Annotated in this window: 17 protein-coding genes; 9 read left to right on the top strand and 8 right to left on the bottom strand. The window is 45.9% G+C overall.

The window, feature by feature from the left end; genetic code table 11:
• The first annotated feature begins 74 nt into the window (after positions 1–74).
• On the top strand, positions 75–632 hold the full coding sequence (locus V7S65_RS27760; RefSeq protein WP_336388885.1) for a 5' nucleotidase, NT5C type: 558 nt from the start codon (positions 75–77) through the stop codon (positions 630–632).
• 19 nt (positions 633–651) lie between these two features.
• Here V7S65_RS27760 and V7S65_RS27765 read toward each other — a convergent pair whose 3' ends face one another.
• Complete coding sequence (locus tag V7S65_RS27765; protein ID WP_079471306.1) at positions 652–1191, bottom strand: hypothetical protein; 540 nt, start codon at positions 1189–1191, stop codon at positions 652–654.
• Positions 1192–1338: 147 nt separating this feature from the next.
• Positions 1339–1938 carry a helix-turn-helix domain-containing protein gene (locus V7S65_RS27770; protein WP_079471307.1) on the bottom strand — a complete coding sequence of 200 codons (600 nt, stop codon included), beginning with the start codon at positions 1936–1938 and terminating at the stop codon, positions 1339–1341.
• A gap of 490 nt (positions 1939–2428) precedes the next feature.
• Here V7S65_RS27770 and V7S65_RS27775 point away from each other — a divergent pair, with 490 nt between their 5' ends.
• The 4 genes from V7S65_RS27775 (at position 2429) to V7S65_RS27790 (ending at position 7150) form a co-directional block, all read left to right on the top strand.
• The gene (locus tag V7S65_RS27775; protein ID WP_079471308.1) at positions 2429–2704 is read left to right on the top strand and encodes a hypothetical protein; all 276 of its coding nucleotides are present in this window, start codon (positions 2429–2431) and stop codon (positions 2702–2704) included.
• Between the two features lie 256 nt (positions 2705–2960).
• On the top strand, positions 2961–4106 hold the full coding sequence (locus tag V7S65_RS27780) for a tetratricopeptide repeat protein (protein ID WP_336388884.1): 1146 nt from the start codon (positions 2961–2963) through the stop codon (positions 4104–4106).
• Between the two features lie 112 nt (positions 4107–4218).
• Complete coding sequence (acs, locus tag V7S65_RS27785; RefSeq protein ID WP_079471310.1) at positions 4219–6132, top strand: acetate--CoA ligase; 1914 nt, start codon at positions 4219–4221, stop codon at positions 6130–6132.
• Between the two features lie 73 nt (positions 6133–6205).
• Positions 6206–7150, top strand: coding sequence for an alpha/beta hydrolase (locus V7S65_RS27790; protein WP_336388883.1), 945 nt, complete (start codon positions 6206–6208; stop codon positions 7148–7150).
• A 175-nt stretch (positions 7151–7325) separates the two neighbouring features.
• Here the strand turns inward: V7S65_RS27790 and V7S65_RS27795 are convergent, their stop codons facing one another.
• The 6 genes from V7S65_RS27795 to V7S65_RS27820 all read right to left on the bottom strand — a co-directional run bounded on the left by V7S65_RS27795 (position 7326) and on the right by V7S65_RS27820 (position 14022).
• Positions 7326–7892, bottom strand: a complete 567-nt coding sequence (locus V7S65_RS27795; RefSeq protein ID WP_336388882.1) for a L,D-transpeptidase family protein — start codon at positions 7890–7892, stop codon at positions 7326–7328.
• Positions 7893–8021: 129 nt separating this feature from the next.
• Positions 8022–10961 (bottom strand): insulinase family protein, encoded by a 2940-nt coding sequence (locus tag V7S65_RS27800; protein ID WP_111577299.1) that lies wholly within the window; start codon positions 10959–10961, stop codon positions 8022–8024.
• Between the two features lie 155 nt (positions 10962–11116).
• The gene (locus V7S65_RS27805; protein WP_336388881.1) at positions 11117–11458 is read right to left on the bottom strand and encodes a hypothetical protein; all 342 of its coding nucleotides are present in this window, start codon (positions 11456–11458) and stop codon (positions 11117–11119) included.
• 29 nt (positions 11459–11487) lie between these two features.
• Positions 11488–12426: an outer membrane beta-barrel protein gene (locus tag V7S65_RS27810; protein WP_079471315.1), complete on the bottom strand. Its 939-nt coding sequence runs from the start codon at positions 12424–12426 to the stop codon at positions 11488–11490.
• Between the two features lie 19 nt (positions 12427–12445).
• The gene (locus V7S65_RS27815) at positions 12446–13513 is read right to left on the bottom strand and encodes an anti-sigma factor family protein (RefSeq protein WP_336388880.1); all 1068 of its coding nucleotides are present in this window, start codon (positions 13511–13513) and stop codon (positions 12446–12448) included.
• A 23-nt stretch (positions 13514–13536) separates the two neighbouring features.
• Positions 13537–14022, bottom strand: coding sequence for an RNA polymerase sigma factor (locus V7S65_RS27820; RefSeq protein ID WP_079471317.1), 486 nt, complete (start codon positions 14020–14022; stop codon positions 13537–13539).
• A 382-nt stretch (positions 14023–14404) separates the two neighbouring features.
• Here V7S65_RS27820 and kbl point away from each other — a divergent pair, with 382 nt between their 5' ends.
• The 4 genes from kbl (at position 14405) to V7S65_RS27840 (ending at position 18544) form a co-directional block, all read left to right on the top strand.
• Positions 14405–15592, top strand: coding sequence for a glycine C-acetyltransferase (gene kbl, locus V7S65_RS27825; RefSeq protein ID WP_079471318.1), 1188 nt, complete (start codon positions 14405–14407; stop codon positions 15590–15592).
• A 169-nt stretch (positions 15593–15761) separates the two neighbouring features.
• Positions 15762–16571, top strand: coding sequence for a class D beta-lactamase (blaOXA, locus tag V7S65_RS27830; RefSeq protein ID WP_227024457.1), 810 nt, complete (start codon positions 15762–15764; stop codon positions 16569–16571).
• A gap of 148 nt (positions 16572–16719) precedes the next feature.
• A complete protein-coding gene (locus tag V7S65_RS27835; protein ID WP_336388879.1) occupies positions 16720–17739 on the top strand; it encodes a VWA domain-containing protein in 1020 nt (339 codons plus the stop codon).
• A gap of 10 nt (positions 17740–17749) precedes the next feature.
• Entirely contained in the window at positions 17750–18544 is a 795-nt protein-coding gene (locus tag V7S65_RS27840; RefSeq protein ID WP_336388878.1) for a tetratricopeptide repeat protein, read from the top strand.
• Positions 18545–18728 lie beyond the last annotated feature (184 nt).

Here is an 18728-nt window from a genome sequence, read left to right on the forward strand (position 1 = left end):
ATTTTATGCAATATTATGAAAGATTATGCAATAATTTGCAGAATATCGCATAACTTTGCATAAAATAGCAAAATATGGCAAGAATAGCAATCGACATGGACAATGTAATGGCAGACCTTACCCAACATCTGCTGGACGTATACGCAAAGGAATATGGCGAAGTAATAGATCCGGAGCGTTTGAACAACATCCCGGAAGGCAGCGCTTTTCCGGAAGGAATAGCAATGAAAATATTAAGTGCCCCGGGATTTTTCAGGGGGATACCGGTAATGGCCGGCAGCCAGGAAGTAGTAAAGGCGCTGGCAGAACAACACGAGGTTTTCGTGGTATCTGCAGCTATGGAATTCCCCCTGTCGCTGGCGGAGAAACATGCGTGGCTGAATGAACACTTCCCTTTTATCAGTTGGAAAAACATCGTATTCTGCGGCTCCAAAACCATTGTGGAAGCGGACTACATGATTGACGATCACGATAAAAACCTGAGTACCTTTAAAGGAACGCCACTGCTGTTTACAGCACCGCACAACTTACCCCTTACAGATTACAAACGGGTAAATAACTGGGAAGAGGTAGCTGAATATTTTGCGCTCAGTCCTGTACAAAACGAAAAACAATTGCTGGCTGTCAACTAAAAGCCGGCAATTACCCGCCTTACCTGGCTTCCAGGGTATTGATCCTTTTTTCAAGGGTATTTACTTTACGGGCGTATTGTTGTACCTCCATACACTTGTCCAGGTAGGCCTCCACCCAGTTAACGCCCTGCTTCAGGGCTTGTGGGTCTGTAAAGTAGCCGGGGGATAATTGCAGGTGCTCCTGCAACAGTTCCAGCTGCACGCGGCTGAATTGTGCGGAGTCCAGCCATTCATGTATTTCATCCAACGATAAATGCAGCAGCGCTGCCAGTTGCTTATCTTTTATTTTCTGCTTCGCAAGATATAACTGCAGCAGCTCACCCTGATGCCAGGTATTTCCTTCCAGTGAATTCCAGTGGTAAAAATCTTCCAGTGTAACAGGAACGGCAGCCAGCAACAGATCCAGCTTTTCTCTTTTGATAGACGCCTGTGAAAAATAACGATACAGACCCTGCGGGGTTAGTTTAACTTTCCTGGCATAATGCAGGATCACAATTTCCTTATGCCTTAATATACGCCGCAACCTGGCGCCTGCATGAACATAATATGGAACTGACATTTATATAACTCCTGTTTTGGTGAAGAATGGGGTGTATACAAATATAATATTTTTCTATTCTCAAAACAGTGGTTGTCCTCTTGAATTTTAAAGCGCACCGGCTAAAAACTATCAACAAATATCATTATAACAAACAAGTGGCAGTTTTTAATTGTTTTGTTTGCGGAAAGCCGCCAGTTCTTTCTTTATCTGCAACAACTCGTCTTTCAGTGCAGCATGACTTTTCAATAACTGTGTATATTCTTCCAGCTGCTTATAATATTTTTCTCTCAACAGCATCATTTCTTCGCTATCCGTGTTGCGGGCTTCCTGTACAACACCTGGATTAAGAAAGCTATCCACAGTCATATCCAGCCCTTTCGCTACCCTGTCCAGCTCATCAGGTGAAAAGTTTTCTTTCTCAAATAAATTATACATCGTGCGGCGGCTCATGTCCAAACGACCTGCCAGCTTACTTTTATTCAATCCTTTCTCCGCAATGATATGCTGCAAACGTTCCCCGTGATGTATACTTTTACCATTCGTTAATTGCATGGCGCCGTTCCATCTCATAAACTCCTCGGGGGTTATACCAATAAGGGCACAAAAACGCTCCATAGTAGCGCGTTTCATGTCACTCTTCCGCAAGTGATAATGAGCGATTTGATTTGTAAAACCGGCCATAGTGGCGAAATCAACAATCTTTATTTTCTTCTGCTTCAAGATCTGTTTCAACCGGTGTCCCATGTGTATCAGGCTCGACTGCATCCCTTTTCATTTTAAATTATGATGCTACATACAGGATGACCTGTCGTATTATCGTATAATTTAACAATTAATATTTCATTCTGTAAATAAAAATATCAATTTAACGAAAAAAATATAAGTCCGTAAGTAGCCCTGGCCAACAAATACCTGTACTAACTATAAAGGGTATACGCAAAAAGATAACAAGAAATATTTATCGATTTAATAGCGCTGAAATCAGAATGATAATAAGCAGGATTATTGTGTAAGCAATACACATCATTTACAGAATAACGAATCATAAACAAAAGGGTAATAATTCTCTCAAACCCGCTACTGCAAACAGTTACATCATTCCATATTTTTTTTGAAGAAAGTAATATTTTATAATTATAAATTGCATGATTATAAATACATTTGCTTACACCTTAAAGTAACTTTAAAACATGTTCTACTATTCCGACAATTCATTTGTTAACCATATCCAATCATTCTGAAAACAATACCCATTATGAGCAAAGAACCAATAAATGTGCTACTTGACATTCATACCAAACTTTCCAGTCTTCCTGTGCTGTTCAGGGAGAAAGTATGTGAAGAATGCAACTGGAGCACACCCACATTTTATCGCAAGATGCGCGGAAGAGATAAACCCAATCCAAATGAGAAAGGAAAAATCATTCCGGCACTCAGCAATGCGGAAAAGCAACGAATCATTGAAATTATGGAAGAAGTATTTGCATCCGGCGAAGATGACCTGGAAAAATACCGGAAACCTTCCAAATGATCACTGTTGCCTTTCATCCCGCCGTTTGTAGAAACATCTTCCGTAAAAGTAATCAAGCGCCGTAAAGCCTTGTTCGCCACCCCGGGCAAACAAGGCTTTACTTTTAACACTCTTGAGTTAACCAGGATCCCCTTCTGCATACCGTATCCCCCGGTAAGCATCCTCTTAAATATATCTATTACCCTTCCGGTCAGCATCAACTAAGTTTTTCTTTTTAAAACTAAATTCTTAGTTTTAAAGATAAATACTACTTCTTATGCATCGGACAACCCAGTGGTTTATCAACCTGTTTCTACTCATCAGTATCACAACAGCCGCACAGGCGCAGGAATCTATCGACCGCACCCAACTGATGGAATACCTCCAGAACCAACAGTATGATGCCGCCATCAGCTATCTGCAGCCACGTGTACAGGAAAATAACATCGCGCAGCTTTCCCTCCTGGCATATACCTATTACCTGTCAGGAAAAACAAAAGACGCCATGACCCACTATGAAAAGGTATTGGCATTGGACAGTAACAATATACCGGCACATCAGTACCTTGCCAGCATCAGCATGCAGCTGGAAAGCCCGCTGCCGGCCATTTTTCACTACCGGCAAATTGTACGGCTGCAACCCGCCAATGCCACGGCATACAAACAACTCAGCTTCGCCTGCTTCGCAGCACAACAGCCGGATACCGCCTTTATTTACCTGCAAAAAGCATATACGCTCAACCCGGCAGATCCAAAAGTAACCGCACGCCTCGGGGAAGAACTGATCGAAAAGCAACAGTATCCGCAGGCAGACAGCATCCTGCGCACCTTTCTGAAAACAGACTCCCTTCAGCCCACCGTTATCATGACCGCCATCAGATCGGCCTGGTTCCTGAAAAACTATACCCGCTGCACAGACCTCGGTACACAACTGATGCGCATGAATATCCTGTCGCCCAATACCTTCAGCATTGTTGCTGCCGCCTGGTATACGCTCAAGCAATACCAGCAATGCATCGGTGTATATGAATACCTCCTTGCCAATAAAGGCCAGTCTGAAACCATTATGTATTACGCAGCCCTCGCGTACACCGAATTAAAAAACTATACCGCCAGCAATGAACTGCTGCAAACCTGCATCGACATGGCCACCTCTAAAAGCCTGGATAGTTACTATAGCGGAAAGTCGGCCAACTACGAAGGGCTCCGCCAATACAAATCAGCCGTCGCCAACCTGGATACGGCCTACTACCTTTTTCATCAACCCCTGCGCCAATACAGTATTGGCCGCATTTACGAGGTACATCTCCACAACAAACCGCTTGCTACCCGTTACTATAAACGCTACTTACAGCTGGGCAATCCCACCAACCCCCAGGAAGCAGATGTTTACAAATACCTCCGCTCATATGTTGAAAAATAATCTGCTTTTAATATGATTTTTTAGATTATTTCTACCAAACCATCTGGTTTTTCTTAAATTTAAAGCCCGTTAGGAAAATGCTTGTACTTAACCAATAAACAATTACGGTGCTATGTCGTACCCATACCAGATCAAGAGTATCGAAGATTATCAGCAGGCTTATCAACAGAGTGTTATTGACCCGGAAGGCTTCTGGGCTAATGTAGCAGACCATTTTTACTGGCGTCGCAAATGGGACAAGGTATTGGACTGGAATTTTAAAGACCCGGAAATCAAATGGTTTACCGGTGCTAAACTAAACATTACAGAAAACTGCCTGGATCGTCATCTGGGCACATTGGGTAATACTCCTGCCATCATCTGGGAGCCCAACGATCCCGAAGAACACCACCGCATTATCACTTACCGCGACTTATACAACAAAGTTTGCCAGTTTGCGAATGTGCTGAAGAACAACGGTGTTAAAAAAGGCGACCGTGTTTGCATTTACATGGGCATGATCCCGGAACTGGCTATCGCCATCCTGGCCTGCGCCCGTATTGGCGCGGTTCACTCCGTAGTATTCGGAGGATTCAGCGCCCAATCTATTGCCGACAGGATACAGGATGCACAGTGCAGCCTGGTGATCACCTGCGACGGCGCTTATCGCGGCGCGAAGGATATCCCGCTGAAATCCGTTATGGACGATGCGCTGATGGCATGTCCATCTGTAAAAAAAGTAATTGTATGTACCCGCACCCGCACCCCGGTAAGTATGCTGAAAGGCAGGGACCTGTGGTGGGAAGATGAAATAAAACAGGTGGAAACAATGGGCAATCCGCCCTGTCCCGCCGAAGAAATGGATGCAGAAGATCTCCTGTTCATCCTCTATACTTCCGGCTCCACCGGCAAACCTAAAGGCGTGGTACACACCTGCGCCGGCTACATGGTTTACGCCAACTACACCTTTGTAAATACCTTCCAGTACCAGCCCGGTGAAGTATATTTCTGTACTGCAGATATCGGCTGGATCACCGGTCACAGTTACATTGCCTACGGTCCGCTCAGCGCAGGCGCCACCACCCTCATGTTTGAAGGGGTGCCTACTTATCCGGATGCAGGCCGGCTGTGGGAAATTGTAGATAAATTCCGTGTAAACACCTTATATACCGCACCAACAGCCATCCGCAGCTTAATGAGCTATGGCCTCGGCCCGGTTAATCATAAAGATCTCAGCTCCCTCAAAAAACTGGGCAGCGTGGGAGAACCGATCAACGAAGAAGCATGGCATTGGTTTAAAGATAATATCGGCAAGGGCAAATGCCCCATCGTGGATACCTGGTGGCAAACAGAAACCGGTGGTATCATGATCACCCCTATTGCGGGCATCACCAAAGAAAAACCAGGATATGCCACCCTGCCGCTGCCGGGTGTACAACCTATCCTGGTAGATGAAAATGGAAAAGAACTCAAAGGCAACGGCGTAAGCGGTAACCTCTGTATCAAGTTCCCATGGCCAGGTATGCTGCGCAGCACCTACGGCGACCACGAACGTTTCCGCAAAACATACTTCTCTACCTACGAAAATCTCTACTTCACCGGCGACGGCTGTATGAGAGATGAAGACGGCTACTACAAAATTACCGGCCGCGTGGACGACGTACTCAATGTAAGCGGCCACCGTATCGGTACCGCGGAAGTGGAAAACGCCATCAATATGCACGCCGGCGTAGTGGAAAGCGCCGTGGTTGGGTATCCTCACGATATCAAAGGCCAGGGCATTTATGCTTACGTGATCACCGAACGGCTCACACATGATCCCGAACTGACTAAAAAAGATATCGCGCAAACAGTGGCCCGCATCATCGGCCCCATTGCAAAACCAGATAAGATACAGATTGTAAGCGGTTTGCCTAAAACCCGTTCCGGCAAAATCATGCGCCGCATCCTGCGCAAAATTGCTGAAAACGATATGGACAACTTAGGCGATATCTCTACCCTGCTGGATCCTGGCGTGGTAGACGAAATCAAGAAAGGAAAACTGTAACATATTCCGGAGCTATTTAAAAACGAAGGGATGCAGGATAACTCCGCATCCCTTTGTTATACCTGATTATACAATGAAGCGTTTCTTCAAAAGGCTGGCATGGACCTGCGTAGTCCTTTTCATATTACTCAATATCATCGGGGCCTTTCATGCCTGGAAGTTCACCCATTTCTATGAAGACGGTGGCCGCAGGAATAAACTCCCGGAACAAATGAGCACCGGGGAAAAAATAAAAACCATCCTGTTTGGCGTGCGCATCGCCAAATCCGCCACTACCAGTTTTCCATCAGTGCCTTATGAAACCGTATTGCTGCATACCGCCGGCGGGCTCCGGCTCGAAGGCTGGTGGATCCCGGCCAAAGCAGCTAAAGGCACCGTTATCCTGTTTCATGGTTACAACGGTAATAAAGGCTCGCTGTTTCCGGAGGCGGACCGTTTCCGCTCACTTGGCTACCATACTTTTTTACTCGATTTCCGCGCCCACGGTAACAGCGAAGGATATACCGGCAGCGTGGGCTACAAAGAAGCAGAAGATGTAAAACTGGCCTGGGACTACGTAAAAGAAAAAAGCAACCAGCCCATCATCCTCTGGGGGGTAAGTATGGGTGCTGCCGCTATTTTAAAGGCGGTTCCTGAATATGGGCTCACACCAAAGCAGCTGATCCTTCAGTGTCCGTTTGCCACGCTTACAGACGCCGTAAAAAGCAGGATGCGCTCCGTTCACCTGCCGGCATTTCCGTTTTCACAGATACTTACCTTCTGGGGAGGAGTGGAACAGGGTTTCTGGGGCGCCGGTTTTAAGCCGGAAAGCTATGCCCGTCAAATACATATGCCGGTGTTGTATTTCTACGGAAAACAGGATATCCGGGTAATGCCACAAGAAACGCAGGAGGTATTTTCCCATTTGGGCACCCGGCAAAAAAAACTGTATATTTTCCCCAATGCTGGACACCAGTCGTTTTGCGGTAAAGATTCCGCAGCCTGGATGAAGGAAGTCACCGCTTTTCTGCAACAATAAAAAAGCGCGCACCATACGAGTGGAGCGCGCTCTTCACAGGATCTGACCCGCCGTTTATATTTGAGTCATGATGCAGTATCACTGCACCACTAGATGCCGTACCTGTTTATGGCGGAGGCTAAATTACAACATGCAACTGCCGCCGGAAGTCACTGCAAATTAATCAGCAAAAACCTTACCGGCGAATAACCACCGGGGTACCTACTTTAATTACCTCGTATAATTCATTGACATCTGAGTTTTTCATACTGATACAACCCAGTGTCCAGTTAATACGTGCTTCCACATAGCTATCCCGGATCCCGGAATTATATTCCACCCCGTGGATACCGATAGCCCCGCCAATACTGGCGCTCGACGATACCATGCCCTGTGACTGACGGTCACGGAATTTCTGCCAGGACACCTCATTAGGATAGTCCAGCAGCATGAACCGGCTCCAGCTTTTATCCACTCTTTTGGTTAAAATATGGAAGGTCCCTTCCGGTGTTCTGCGATCACCTTCAACTTGTTTATCGGTTTGGTCGCGGTTACCAAATACCACCTTGTAGATTTTTCTCAACGTTACGTCTTCATATACATACAACCGGTAATCGCTTTTATCTATCAGCAGGAAAATTTTATCAGGATCAATGTTGGCAGCATTTAACCTTACACTATACAAATCAGATTCGTTGATAAATCCACTTAGCGGCAGCAGCAACAGAACAGCTACCAACCAGTAATGACAGCACTTCTTCATAGGAGTAATAAATATGCAGATAACGTAGCAGAAGAATAATTTATTGTTTGGGAGATGGGTAGAAAATAGAAAGGCACAAAGCGTAAAGCTTTGTGCCTTTCTATTTTACCTGATTTTTTCTTACCGTAATCAGTAGCCGAAAATCTCTTCCAGCGTGAGTTTCTTCACATCGCCATATTTTTTCAGATCGTCCATGCTGATCTTCTTTTCAGAAGCAACAATGCAATAAGTATATGGTTTATGCGCGAGGTTCTCTTCGTGGAACTTCTTCACTTCGTCAAAGTTCATTTTGTCGATAGACTCGTACACCTGTTTGCGGATATCCGTATTTAATCCCAGCTTCTGAGCCGCCAGGTAACTGAAAATGATACCATCGTTGGTGATACGTTCTGTTTCAATATCCTGTTTCATGCTTTCCTTGGCGGTTTGCAGCAGTTTATCGGCACGGGGCATATCGTTCAGCAGTTCGTTCATACCTACAATAGCGTCATTCATTTTATCTGCCTGGCTGCCTACATAAGCCACTACAGAATAGCGCTCATCTTTTTTATCAGGAGATGCGTAATAAGCATAGGTAGAATAAGCCAGCGCTTTGGATTCACGGATAGTTTGGAATACCACAGATCCCATACCGCCACCAAAGTAACTGTTGAACAGGGTAACCACACCTGTGTTAGCCGGATTGTATACCGTTGAATTTCTCAGCCAGTTTACTTCTGTCTGTACCATATCATAATCTGCAAACAGCACCTGGTTTTTATCCTGGTTGTCTTTCGCAAATTTCACGGCTTCCGGTGTAGCTTTAAAGGTGGCTGGCAACGGATGCAGTTTTTTCACATCAGCTGCGGCAGTGGCCAGTGGCTGTGGTCCCCAGTAAATGATGGTATGCTTGTAAGTAGGTAGTTCATGTAAAATGGTAACGAGTTCCGATGCGGAAATACCGTCCAGCTCAGCCTGGCTTAACTGGTTGTTAAATGGATTTTTAGCGCCATACATCGCGTAATTCACCACCCCTTTCATGATAGCGCCCTTATTCAGTTTGCTGTCGGAGCGGCCTTTCTGGATACGGCCTTTCAGTGCTGCCAGGGCCTCTTCGTTAGGCTTGCAGTTAGCAATCACATGTTCAAATAAGGTAACGGCCTTATCAAAATTTTCCTGCAAACCACTGATCACGATTGTGGTGTTTTCAGTGGATGCGGATACGCTGAAGTTACAGGCAATGTTATAAAACTCCTTGCTGATCTGCTCAGAGGTATATTTATCCGTGCTCAGGTATTGCAGGTATTGCGCTGCCAGGGCCAGTTTCTTATTGCTCCAGGTACCCATATCGAAACGGTAGTACAGGTGGAAAAGACCGTTGTCTTTGTTCTGCACATACATCATATCGGTGTTGCCCACCGCTGTTTTCTGGATATCTTTCTCATAATCCAGCCATTGTGGTTTTACCGGTGTGGCTGGTATAGCGGCCACCTCCTGCAGGAAAGATGATTGTGCTTCCCTGTTTACTTCTACCGGGGTAATGGCAGGCTTCTCCACTTTTTCGATGTTCTTGTCTTCGCCCTTGCGTTTGTAAATAATTACATAGTTGTCGTTGAGGAATTTATTGGCGTAGTCAACAATCTGTTTTTTGTTAACCGTACCCATATCATCCACATAGGCCACATCGTACACCCAGTTTTTACCCCTGCTCTTGATGAAACCATCCATGAGGGCGGTAGCGCGGTTGTTATTGCTTTCCAGTCCCTGCAGTTCGCTCAGTTTGGCGTTATTAACGATGGCTTTCACCAGGGTTTCATCAAAATCTCCTTTCTTCAGGATCTCCAGTTGACCCAGTAAAAGTGCTTTCACTTCTTCCAGGGTTTGGCCCTGTTTGGCTTTACCACTCAGCGAGAAGATGGAATAGTCTTTCAGGCCCATTACACCGGCACTGGCGTTCAGCACTTTCTGTTGTCTGTTGATATTCAGGTCCATTAAACCTGCTTTACCATTTTCCAGTATAGACGACATTACGCCCAGTACCAGGTTGGATTTGGTATCGAGCGCGCCGGGCATTCTGAAGGCGATATCTACGCTTTCAGCATCGGGGCCTAATACTTCTTTTACTACCGGCGATTTGATCGGAGCTTCCGGAGCAGGCTTATATTCCTTTACCGGTTTGGCTTTCATGTAACTGAATTTCTGATCGATAGATTTGATCACATAATCCGGATCAAAATCACCCGCCATTACGATGGCCATGTTATTTGGCACATAGTATTCGTTGTAGAATTCGCGGATTACTTTCAGATTTGGATTTTTGAGATGTTCAACGGTACCGATGGTAGATTGCTGACCATAATTATGTGTGGGAAACAGGGCTGCGAGCATCGTTTCGTACACTTTGCGGCCGTCGTTATCCAGTCCGCGGTTCTTTTCCTCGTATACCGCTTCCAGTTCGGTGTGGAACAGGCGGAAAACGGGATCGCGGAAGCGTTCGGCCTGTACGGTCAGGTATTTGTCTATGGCATTGGAAGGAATATCTTCCTCATAGATGGTTTCTTCCACCCAGGTATGCGCGTTGGTACCCTGCGCGCCCATGCCCGACATCATTTTGTCGTATTCATTGGCGATCGCATATTTGGCGGCCACTCCGGAAACGCTGTCTATTTGATGATAAACTGCTTTACGGGCAGCCGGGTCCACTGTTTTATTGTATTTATCATACAAATTGGAGATCTCGTCGATCAGTGGTTTTTCCTTTGCCCAGTTGAGCGAACCATACTTTTCGGTGCCTTTAAACAGGAGGTGTTCCAGGTAATGCGCCAGGCCGGTGTGGTCTTTCGGATCGTTATCGCTACCGGCGCGGGTGCCGATCAGTGTCTGGATGCGGGGATCTTTTTTATTGACACTCAGGATAACTGTGAGGCCGTTTTTCAGTGTGTAGAAACGTGCCTTCATGGGATCATCGGAAACGTACTTATAGGTGTAACCGCCAGCAGTAGCCTCCTTCCATTGATATTTTCCCTGGGCTCCCGCTACTTTCAGCGAGCAGGCAAACAGGAATAGTAATACGACTCTTTTAAGACTCATACAAATAGTTGGTTTTTTGAAATTAGTCTGTCAAATATACCGGAAGTCCAAATTATAAAGAGGGAAAAAAGGGGAGAATTGTATGAGCGGTAGATGCATAGGAGTTGCAACCGGTTGCCGGCCCGGTGATCAACTTAACAAGATAAGGGGTGATCTCAGGGGTTCTGATTATTATAAATGGTATACTTTCCTCTTACAAAAACCTGGTTAAAAAGCAGGGAATCTATGGCCTTGCTGTTATTAACGGTTTGTTTTTTCGCCTTCGGCCGGCTCCTGTTACGGCTAACCGGAACGGCTATGGTATTGGAGGCAGGAATTACCTGGGAAATGTACCTGGCAGCAGGGGTGCTGACTGGTGCAACTGCTAACGGCAACTGCTCTGGCTGATCAATAAGTAAATTGTTTTTTTCGAGTCTAACGCCTAACAAACGTTTCTCACAGGAGTGAATCCATGCAATGCAACCAATACATGTCATCAAAGCAACAAAAGAACGCATAAACACAATTTAGGACTGGCTAATAAATCTTAGAATCCGTTTAACCGGATACCTATTGAAAATGGATATTGTTGTAACCCATAGTCATGTAATGCCGTAAGGGCAAAGTTTGCATACAACTTTACAGGTCCATAGCCCAGTTCACTGGTAAGGCCAAAACGCCACTTGTTGAGATTGAAGTCGTCCGTTTTTCTAACCTTGCCTCTTTCTTCACTAACCTGCTTGGTTCTGGATTTGAGGAGATAACCACCGGAGACACCGAAGCTCGCCTGGAACGCACGGCTCGGGCGGGCAGGGTTAGAATTAAAATTAAGCATTACCGGGATTGATATATATTCGGCAAACAGCTTATTCTTTGAAAATTCTACGGAATCTCTGATTATTTGTGTAGGATAACCCGGCAAATACGTGATGCTCCGGGCATACCTATAGTTATTCATCTCTAATCCTAAAGCATATAACAAGTTAAGTTTGTGTTTTGTTATATTAAGTCGCTGTTGAAACAGCCAAATATTAAAATTAATTGATTTTCCGGTAATTAGCTTAAACTCTGAAGGCGTTAAAGGCTCACTGGCATCCCTGGGAGCAAAGGTGGCAAGCCCTACGGCAGAGTAATCATATGATTTAGACACCGGGGCAGGCGCTCCGTTATAATAAGCGCTGTTATTGGGGTAATAATTTATAAAGCTGGCGCCGTTATAGTCGCTGTGATCAATATAGTTGTTGAATCCCAGGTCAAAAACGAACCATTTGGTCTGCAGGTTCTTTTTGAGCTTCTGGCGTGCATAGGCGGTATCGTTATAGAACTTATAACTGGTACGACCCTTATCATTCTTGCCTTTGATAATGATCAATCCTTTGATCTGTATGGTGTCCGGTGGTGCCGGTGTATTTTTATCTGCCTTTTGCGCATGAGCCCATCCGCCACATAATACCAGTAACAAAATGAGTAAAAATTTATGCTTCATATGCTATGACCATGATTTATTATTTATTCCTTTTACGGGAAAAAAACTTCGCAACATTGGTTACCTTATCTAAAATCCGGCTGTCGCTGCCACTAACGGACATGATCAGCTCACCGGGAGCGCCGGGCTGTTCGGTTACAGGGACTATCTTATTATTTAAATGATCGTTTGTTTTGGGCGTATTTGCTGCTGCCAGTACCGTTTCCTTATTCACTTCCGGGCGAACGGCCGCAACATGGGCATTACCCGCCTGTTGCAGGTGCTCTTCCACTACTTCGCTCATAGAGTTGCGCTGTGGAGGCAACTGGGAAATGACCGGCGCCTCTGTTTTGGGCGCGTCTGCGGCTGCCAGTACAGGTTCATTTACCGGGGTGGCAGCGGGTTTGCTGTTGCGTGGCGTTACCGTCTTACGGCTCTTAGCCAGTAACGGCTGATTGGTACGCGGTGTAACGGCAGGTACTTCCACTGTTGCGGTTGCAGATTGGTCCGGGGTAGCAGGGGTAGTTATTGCAGGAGCAACGGCTGGTGCCGGTACAGTGGCAGCTGGTGGCGTGTTTACTGCAATAGCTGGTTTTTGTGCCGGTTGATCACCTGCCGGTAATAACCAGATAAACAGGCCCGCTACTACCGCGGCGGCGGCAGCTCCCCATATCATACGGCGATACACCGGGGCAACCCGGCGTTTGCTGCTTCTGTACAGGGATGCTTTATCAGTAAATACCAAAGTAGTATCGGGCGTGAGCTTGGTGGCCTGCAATAAGGCCAGTTCCCGCTGCGCAGCCGGGTGTTGCTGCAGGTATTCCTGCAAAGTGGCTTCCTCTGTGGCCGTCAGCTCGCCGTCGATATAACCCAGCATTAATACTTCGTAATCAACGGCCGCTGTTTTATATAAAGCAGCTTTATTATCAAAAACAACGTGTGTATCCGGCGTCAGTTTTGTTCCTTCCAGCAATTCCAGCTCCTGGCGGAACTGGGGATGCTTCTGCAGGAAAAGTTCCAGCGCGGCCTGTTCTGTCTCATTCAGCTCACCGTCGATGTAGCTGAGGAGATAGGACTCGTAGTTTGATATGTTAATTTCTATCGACAAAAATCTAATTTATTACAAAAATATTATATAACATTCTCCATTTTTACCAGGTAATTCTTCAGATGTATCCTGGCCCTGTGCAGGTAAACCTTTACCTGGGAAGGATTCAGCTCCATCATTTCTCCAATTTCCTCGTAGGAATATCCTTCATAGTCCTTGAGCATAATTAAGGAGCGCTGTACTTCACTGAGCTTGGATAATGCCTTTTCTATCACTTCCTTCGCGTTATGTATCTTATGATCCGAAACTTTATCCTCGTCTTTAAACTGGTCTACAAGTGTGATCCGCTTTACCTTACGTACATGATCGATCATATTGTGGTATCCAACTGTAAACAGGTATGACTTAGCCTTTTCAAAAGGCACATCCTGGCAGTGTTTCCACAATATCTCGAATGAATTCTGTACTACGTCCCTGGCGTCTTCCGCATGCTCCAGATTCTTTACTATAAAGCGGAATAAATTGTCCGAATACAGATCCACGCATTTATTGTACTCCTTTTCCGTCATTCCGGTGGTGCGGGATTTTAGTGCTAAGTTCCGACAAATACTTTAATACCCATCATTGACCAAATCCATATTTGTTACCCACACCTACTCTAAAGCTGGTTCATTCATCCCGCACAGTTGTAGTAACAGTTCCTTTCCAACTGAGCATCAACCTCTTATCAAGTATGCTCTTTCAGCATCTTTTAACAAAGGGGTGAATTATCAGTTTTCCACTTCATGGTATTAATAATCATGATAGTACTATGACGGAGGGCGGCGGGCAAATGTTACACCTGGGTCAAACTTTTTGCATATCCGGCCGTTACTGATTTACGCGATAAATAATCGTAATACATTTATTGCCCATAACTTTGGTAGATCCACTTTAAATATTGCAATTTTTATGAATGAGAAGTTTATAACCCGTTTACGGGAGGAACTCGGCGATATCAATAAAGCCGGCCTGTACAAGAGAGAGCGCATTATTACATCTGAGCAGGGAGCTGAAATACAGGTGGGTGGCGAAACAGTACTTAATTTTTGTGCTAATAACTACCTGGGCCTGTCGTCTCATCCTGCAGTGGTGAAAGCTGCCAAAGATGCAATTGATACCCACGGCTATGGCATGAGCAGTGTTCGCTTTATCTGCGGCACACAGGATATTCACCGGGAACTGGAAGAAAAGATCTCCAAATTCCTGGGTACAGAAGATACTATTTTATACGTAGCGGCCTTCGACGCCAATGGTGGCGTATTTGAGCCCTTGTTCAATGAACAGGACGCCATCATTTCTGATGCCCTGAACCACGCCTCCATTATCGATGGCGTTCGTCTCTGCAAGGCACAGCGCTTCCGCTACGAACATAACAATATGGCCGACCTGGAGGCAAAACTGCAGGAAGCCAAAGACTGCCGCAGCCGGATCATTGTTACAGACGGCTCATTCAGCATGGATGGCACCATTGCCCAGCTGGATAAGATCTGCGACCTGGCCGATAAATACAACGCCATCGTAATGTCCGACGAAAGCCATTCCTCCGGATTCCTGGGCAAAACCGGTCGCGGTACCCATGAATACCGTGGCGTAATGGGCCGCGTAGATATCATCACCGGCACCCTCGGTAAAGCACTGGGCGGCGCCTCCGGCGGATTCACCAGCGGACCAAAAGAAGTGATCGACATCCTGCGCCAGCGCAGCCGTCCTTACCTGTTTTCCAACTCCGTGGCACCCAGCATTGTAGGCGCTTCCATCGCTGTACTGGATATGCTGAGCGAAACCACCACCCTGCGCGACAAGCTGGAATACAATACCAAATATTTCCGCAGCAAAATGACAGAAGCCGGATTTGACATCAAACCGGGCGACCACCCGATTGTTCCGGTAATGCTTTATGATGCGGTATTGAGCGCCCAATTTGCCGATAAACTGCTCCAGGAAGGCATCTACGTAATCGGGTTCTTCTTCCCCGTGGTACCGAAAGGCCAGGCCCGCATCCGCGTACAGCTGAGCGCCGGCCACGAACAGGAACACCTCGACAGGGCCATTGCCGCCTTTACCAAAGTAGGTAAGGAACTGGGCGTGATAAAATAAAATTTGCTACCGTACCCGGTGCATAAAGACTGAGTATGATTAAATAAGACTGCGGGTTAGTGGGGAGATAGACGCCGGAATAATCACGGTTGCTATCTCCCTGCTAACCCGTAATCGTTTTTCTTACGCCGTAATTCTTACTTTTGCACCTCATAACTACTCAATCATTATGCAGATGAAACGATTTGGCTGGATATTGCTGGCGGTTGGCCTGTTCCTCGCTGCCTGCGCACCAAATAATGTAAAAGAAGAACAAGACTGGGAAAAGTATTTTGCCGAATACAAAGTAGAAGGCACTTTCATGTTATTCAACAACAGCCAGGGCGTCTTTAAAGTATATAACCTCGACAGGGCCAAGAAACGCTTTCAGCCTGCATCTACCTTCAAAATATTCAACTCCCTTGTGGGCCTGCATACCGGCGTCATTAAAGATACCAGCATGGTAATCCGCTGGGACAGCGTAACCCGCCAGTTCCCTGCATGGAACCAGGACCTCAGCATGGCCCAGGCATTTAAACAGTCGGCAGTGCCTTACTTCCAGGAAGTGGCACGGCGTATCGGTCAGCCAACCATGCAGCTGTGGCTCGATTCCATTAAGTATGGTAATATGAAAATCAGCCGCCTGGATACCTTCTGGCTGGATAATTCCCTGCTCATTTCCCCGGATGAGGAACTGGGCTTTGTAAAGAAACTTTACTTCGACCAGCTGCCTTTTGCCAAAACAACCATGAAAACCGTACGGGATGTAATGCTCATGGAAAAAACACCGAAGTATGAGCTGTCTTACAAAACAGGATGGGATTATAACGATGTAAAAAAATTAGGATGGGTAGTGGGATGGATCGAAGAAAACAGGCACCCTACTTTTTTTGTGCTGAATATTGAAACAGAAGATCCTAAAGTAGATATTCCTAAAGTACGCATGGCCATCCTGAGAAGCATCCTTACAGATGCCGGTTACTTTAAAGGCGAAATGTAGTAATTCGCCTTTTCCGGCTCCGCCAACTCTCCGGGATCGTTAAAAAAACGATAAAACCCCACCCCTACGGCTTGCAATACGTGACAAAAAAATTATTTTTGATATCTTACCTGGTTTACTACCGGTAACGGATATCTTAAAATCGAATATGTTACGATTTCAGCATAGTGAATATTTATGGGCACTGGTGCTCCTGTTGGTTTTACAGGTGGCCTTCCTGGGCGTGTCCTGGTGGAAACGCCGCTCTATACGCCGCATCGGGGACAAGGCACTGGTAGAAAAGCTCTTTACCGGCTACTCCCGCAAACTGTTTATATTAAAGTTCCTGCTTATTTTCCTGGCCTTCTTCTTTGGCGTAGTGGGATTAGCCAACCTGCAGAAAGGCAGCCGCATGGAAAAGATCACCCGTAAAGGCGTGGATGTGATGATAGCGCTGGATGTAAGTAAAAGTATGCTGGCTACCGATGTGCAGCCGGACCGTCTTACCCGCGCCCGGCAGCTGATCAGTAAACTGATGGACAAGCTGGATAATGACCGCGTGGGTCTCGTGGTATTTGCCGGTAACGCTTACCTGCAAATGCCCCTCACCGTTGATTATTCTGCCGCCAAAATGTATCTCAGCACCGTATCCCCGGATATGATCCCAACACAGGGTACCGCCATTGGACAGGCAATACAGGTATCCGACGATGCTTTCAACAAAAAAGAACGTAAACATAAAGCCCTCATCATTATTTCCGATGGGGAAGATCACGATGAAACCGCGATCCAGCGTACCAAGGCCGCTTTTGAAAACGGCGCCGTTACCAACACCATCGGTATCGGTTCAGTAGCTGGCTCTCCCCTGCCCGACCCGGAAACCGGTAGCTATAAAAAAGACAGGGAAGGCAATACCGTTATTTCCAAACTGAATGAAGTAGAGTTGAGAAGCATTGCCGCCGCGGGTAAAGGCATTTATCAGCACCTGGATAACAACACAGACGATGTAGTGAATACCCTCGTAAGTAAAATAGATGGCATGGAGCAGAAAGAATTTGGAGAGAACGTATTCACAGATTATAACAGCTATTTTCAGTATTTCCTGGGCGTATGCCTGGCACTGCTGCTGATTGAATTTTTTATTCCTGAAGTCCGCCACAAGCGCACTTCTGAATCACCGGCAGTTTAATTCATTACTCATGAAAATCATTTTTATAAAATACTGTTTCCTTATTGCTGCAGTGATGCTCGTGAGCCTTACCGGATTCGCGCAGAACGGCTCCAATAAGTATATCCGCAAAGGCAACGAACTGTATAAAAAACAACAATACACCGATGCGGAAGCCAATTACAAAAAAGCACTGGAACAAAATGCCCAATCTGCCGAAGGCAGTTATAACCTCGGCAATTCCCTCTATCAGCAAAAACGTTACGACGACGCACGCGCGCAATATGCCAACAGCCTGAAACTGGGTGGCAAACCAGCCATCAAATCAGACGCAGACTATAATATCGGCAACACCTTCATGGAAGGCAAAAAATGGGAAGAAAGTATCAAATCCTACAAACAGGCATTGAAAATCAATCCCTCCGATGAAGATGCCCGGTATAACCTCGCCTACGCCCAGGCCATGCTGAAAAAACAACAGCAAGGCGGCGGTGGCAATGACAAAAAAGATAACAAAGACAAGGACAAGAATAAAGACAAGAACAAAAACGACCAGAATAAAGACAAAAATAAAGATCAGAACAAAGACCAGCAGGATAAAGACAAGGATCAAAACAAAGACCAGAACAAGGATCAACAGAATAAAGACCAGGACAAAGGCGACAAAGACAAGCAGGATCAGCAGAAGCCTGAACCTCAACCCAGCAAGATGAGCAAGCAGGAAGCCGAACGCCTGTTACAGGCTTTATCACAGGAAGAAAAGAAGCTACAGGACAAAGCAAAGAAAGTAAAAGGCCAGATAGTACCGAAAGAAAAAGACTGGTAGTATTTTCATCCTCCACATATCACACATCCCAAAGCAGGCTCATCCTGCTTTGGGATGTTTTATTTAGGGGGCCTGAGGGTCACGTCCTGAAAAAGGTTTACACTTAAAAAAGTGTAAAACATGCAAAAAACAAACATTTCAGGTCGAAAATGCTTATCAGGGAATGGCTCCCAGTATGAGATAT

The sequence above is a fragment of the Chitinophaga sp. CCNWYY40 genome, from assembly GCF_037483205.1.
GTDB lineage: Bacteria > Bacteroidota > Bacteroidia > Chitinophagales > Chitinophagaceae > Chitinophaga > Chitinophaga ginsengisegetis.

What these genes read in the sequence shown, in the direction of transcription:
- V7S65_RS27770 (WP_079471307.1), bottom strand. Translation starts at nt 1,938, where the DNA reads ATGCAGTCGAGCCTGATACACATGGGACACCGGTTGAAACAGATCTTG.
- V7S65_RS27800 (WP_111577299.1), bottom strand. Translation starts at nt 10,961, where the DNA reads ATGAGTCTTAAAAGAGTCGTATTACTATTCCTGTTTGCCTGCTCGCTG.
- V7S65_RS27765 (WP_079471306.1), bottom strand. Translation starts at nt 1,191, where the DNA reads ATGTCAGTTCCATATTATGTTCATGCAGGCGCCAGGTTGCGGCGTATA.
- kbl (WP_079471318.1), top strand. Translation starts at nt 14,405, where the DNA reads ATGAATGAGAAGTTTATAACCCGTTTACGGGAGGAACTCGGCGATATC.
- V7S65_RS27775 (WP_079471308.1), top strand. Translation starts at nt 2,429, where the DNA reads ATGAGCAAAGAACCAATAAATGTGCTACTTGACATTCATACCAAACTT.
- V7S65_RS27835 (WP_336388879.1), top strand. Translation starts at nt 16,720, where the DNA reads ATGTTACGATTTCAGCATAGTGAATATTTATGGGCACTGGTGCTCCTG.
- V7S65_RS27760 (WP_336388885.1), top strand. Translation starts at nt 75, where the DNA reads ATGGCAAGAATAGCAATCGACATGGACAATGTAATGGCAGACCTTACC.
- V7S65_RS27810 (WP_079471315.1), bottom strand. Translation starts at nt 12,426, where the DNA reads ATGAAGCATAAATTTTTACTCATTTTGTTACTGGTATTATGTGGCGGA.
- blaOXA (WP_227024457.1), top strand. Translation starts at nt 15,762, where the DNA reads ATGCAGATGAAACGATTTGGCTGGATATTGCTGGCGGTTGGCCTGTTC.
- V7S65_RS27780 (WP_336388884.1), top strand. Translation starts at nt 2,961, where the DNA reads ATGCATCGGACAACCCAGTGGTTTATCAACCTGTTTCTACTCATCAGT.
- V7S65_RS27790 (WP_336388883.1), top strand. Translation starts at nt 6,206, where the DNA reads ATGAAGCGTTTCTTCAAAAGGCTGGCATGGACCTGCGTAGTCCTTTTC.
- acs (WP_079471310.1), top strand. Translation starts at nt 4,219, where the DNA reads ATGTCGTACCCATACCAGATCAAGAGTATCGAAGATTATCAGCAGGCT.
- V7S65_RS27820 (WP_079471317.1), bottom strand. Translation starts at nt 14,022, where the DNA reads ATGACGGAAAAGGAGTACAATAAATGCGTGGATCTGTATTCGGACAAT.
- V7S65_RS27805 (WP_336388881.1), bottom strand. Translation starts at nt 11,458, where the DNA reads ATGCGTTCTTTTGTTGCTTTGATGACATGTATTGGTTGCATTGCATGG.
- V7S65_RS27795 (WP_336388882.1), bottom strand. Translation starts at nt 7,892, where the DNA reads ATGAAGAAGTGCTGTCATTACTGGTTGGTAGCTGTTCTGTTGCTGCTG.
- V7S65_RS27840 (WP_336388878.1), top strand. Translation starts at nt 17,750, where the DNA reads ATGAAAATCATTTTTATAAAATACTGTTTCCTTATTGCTGCAGTGATG.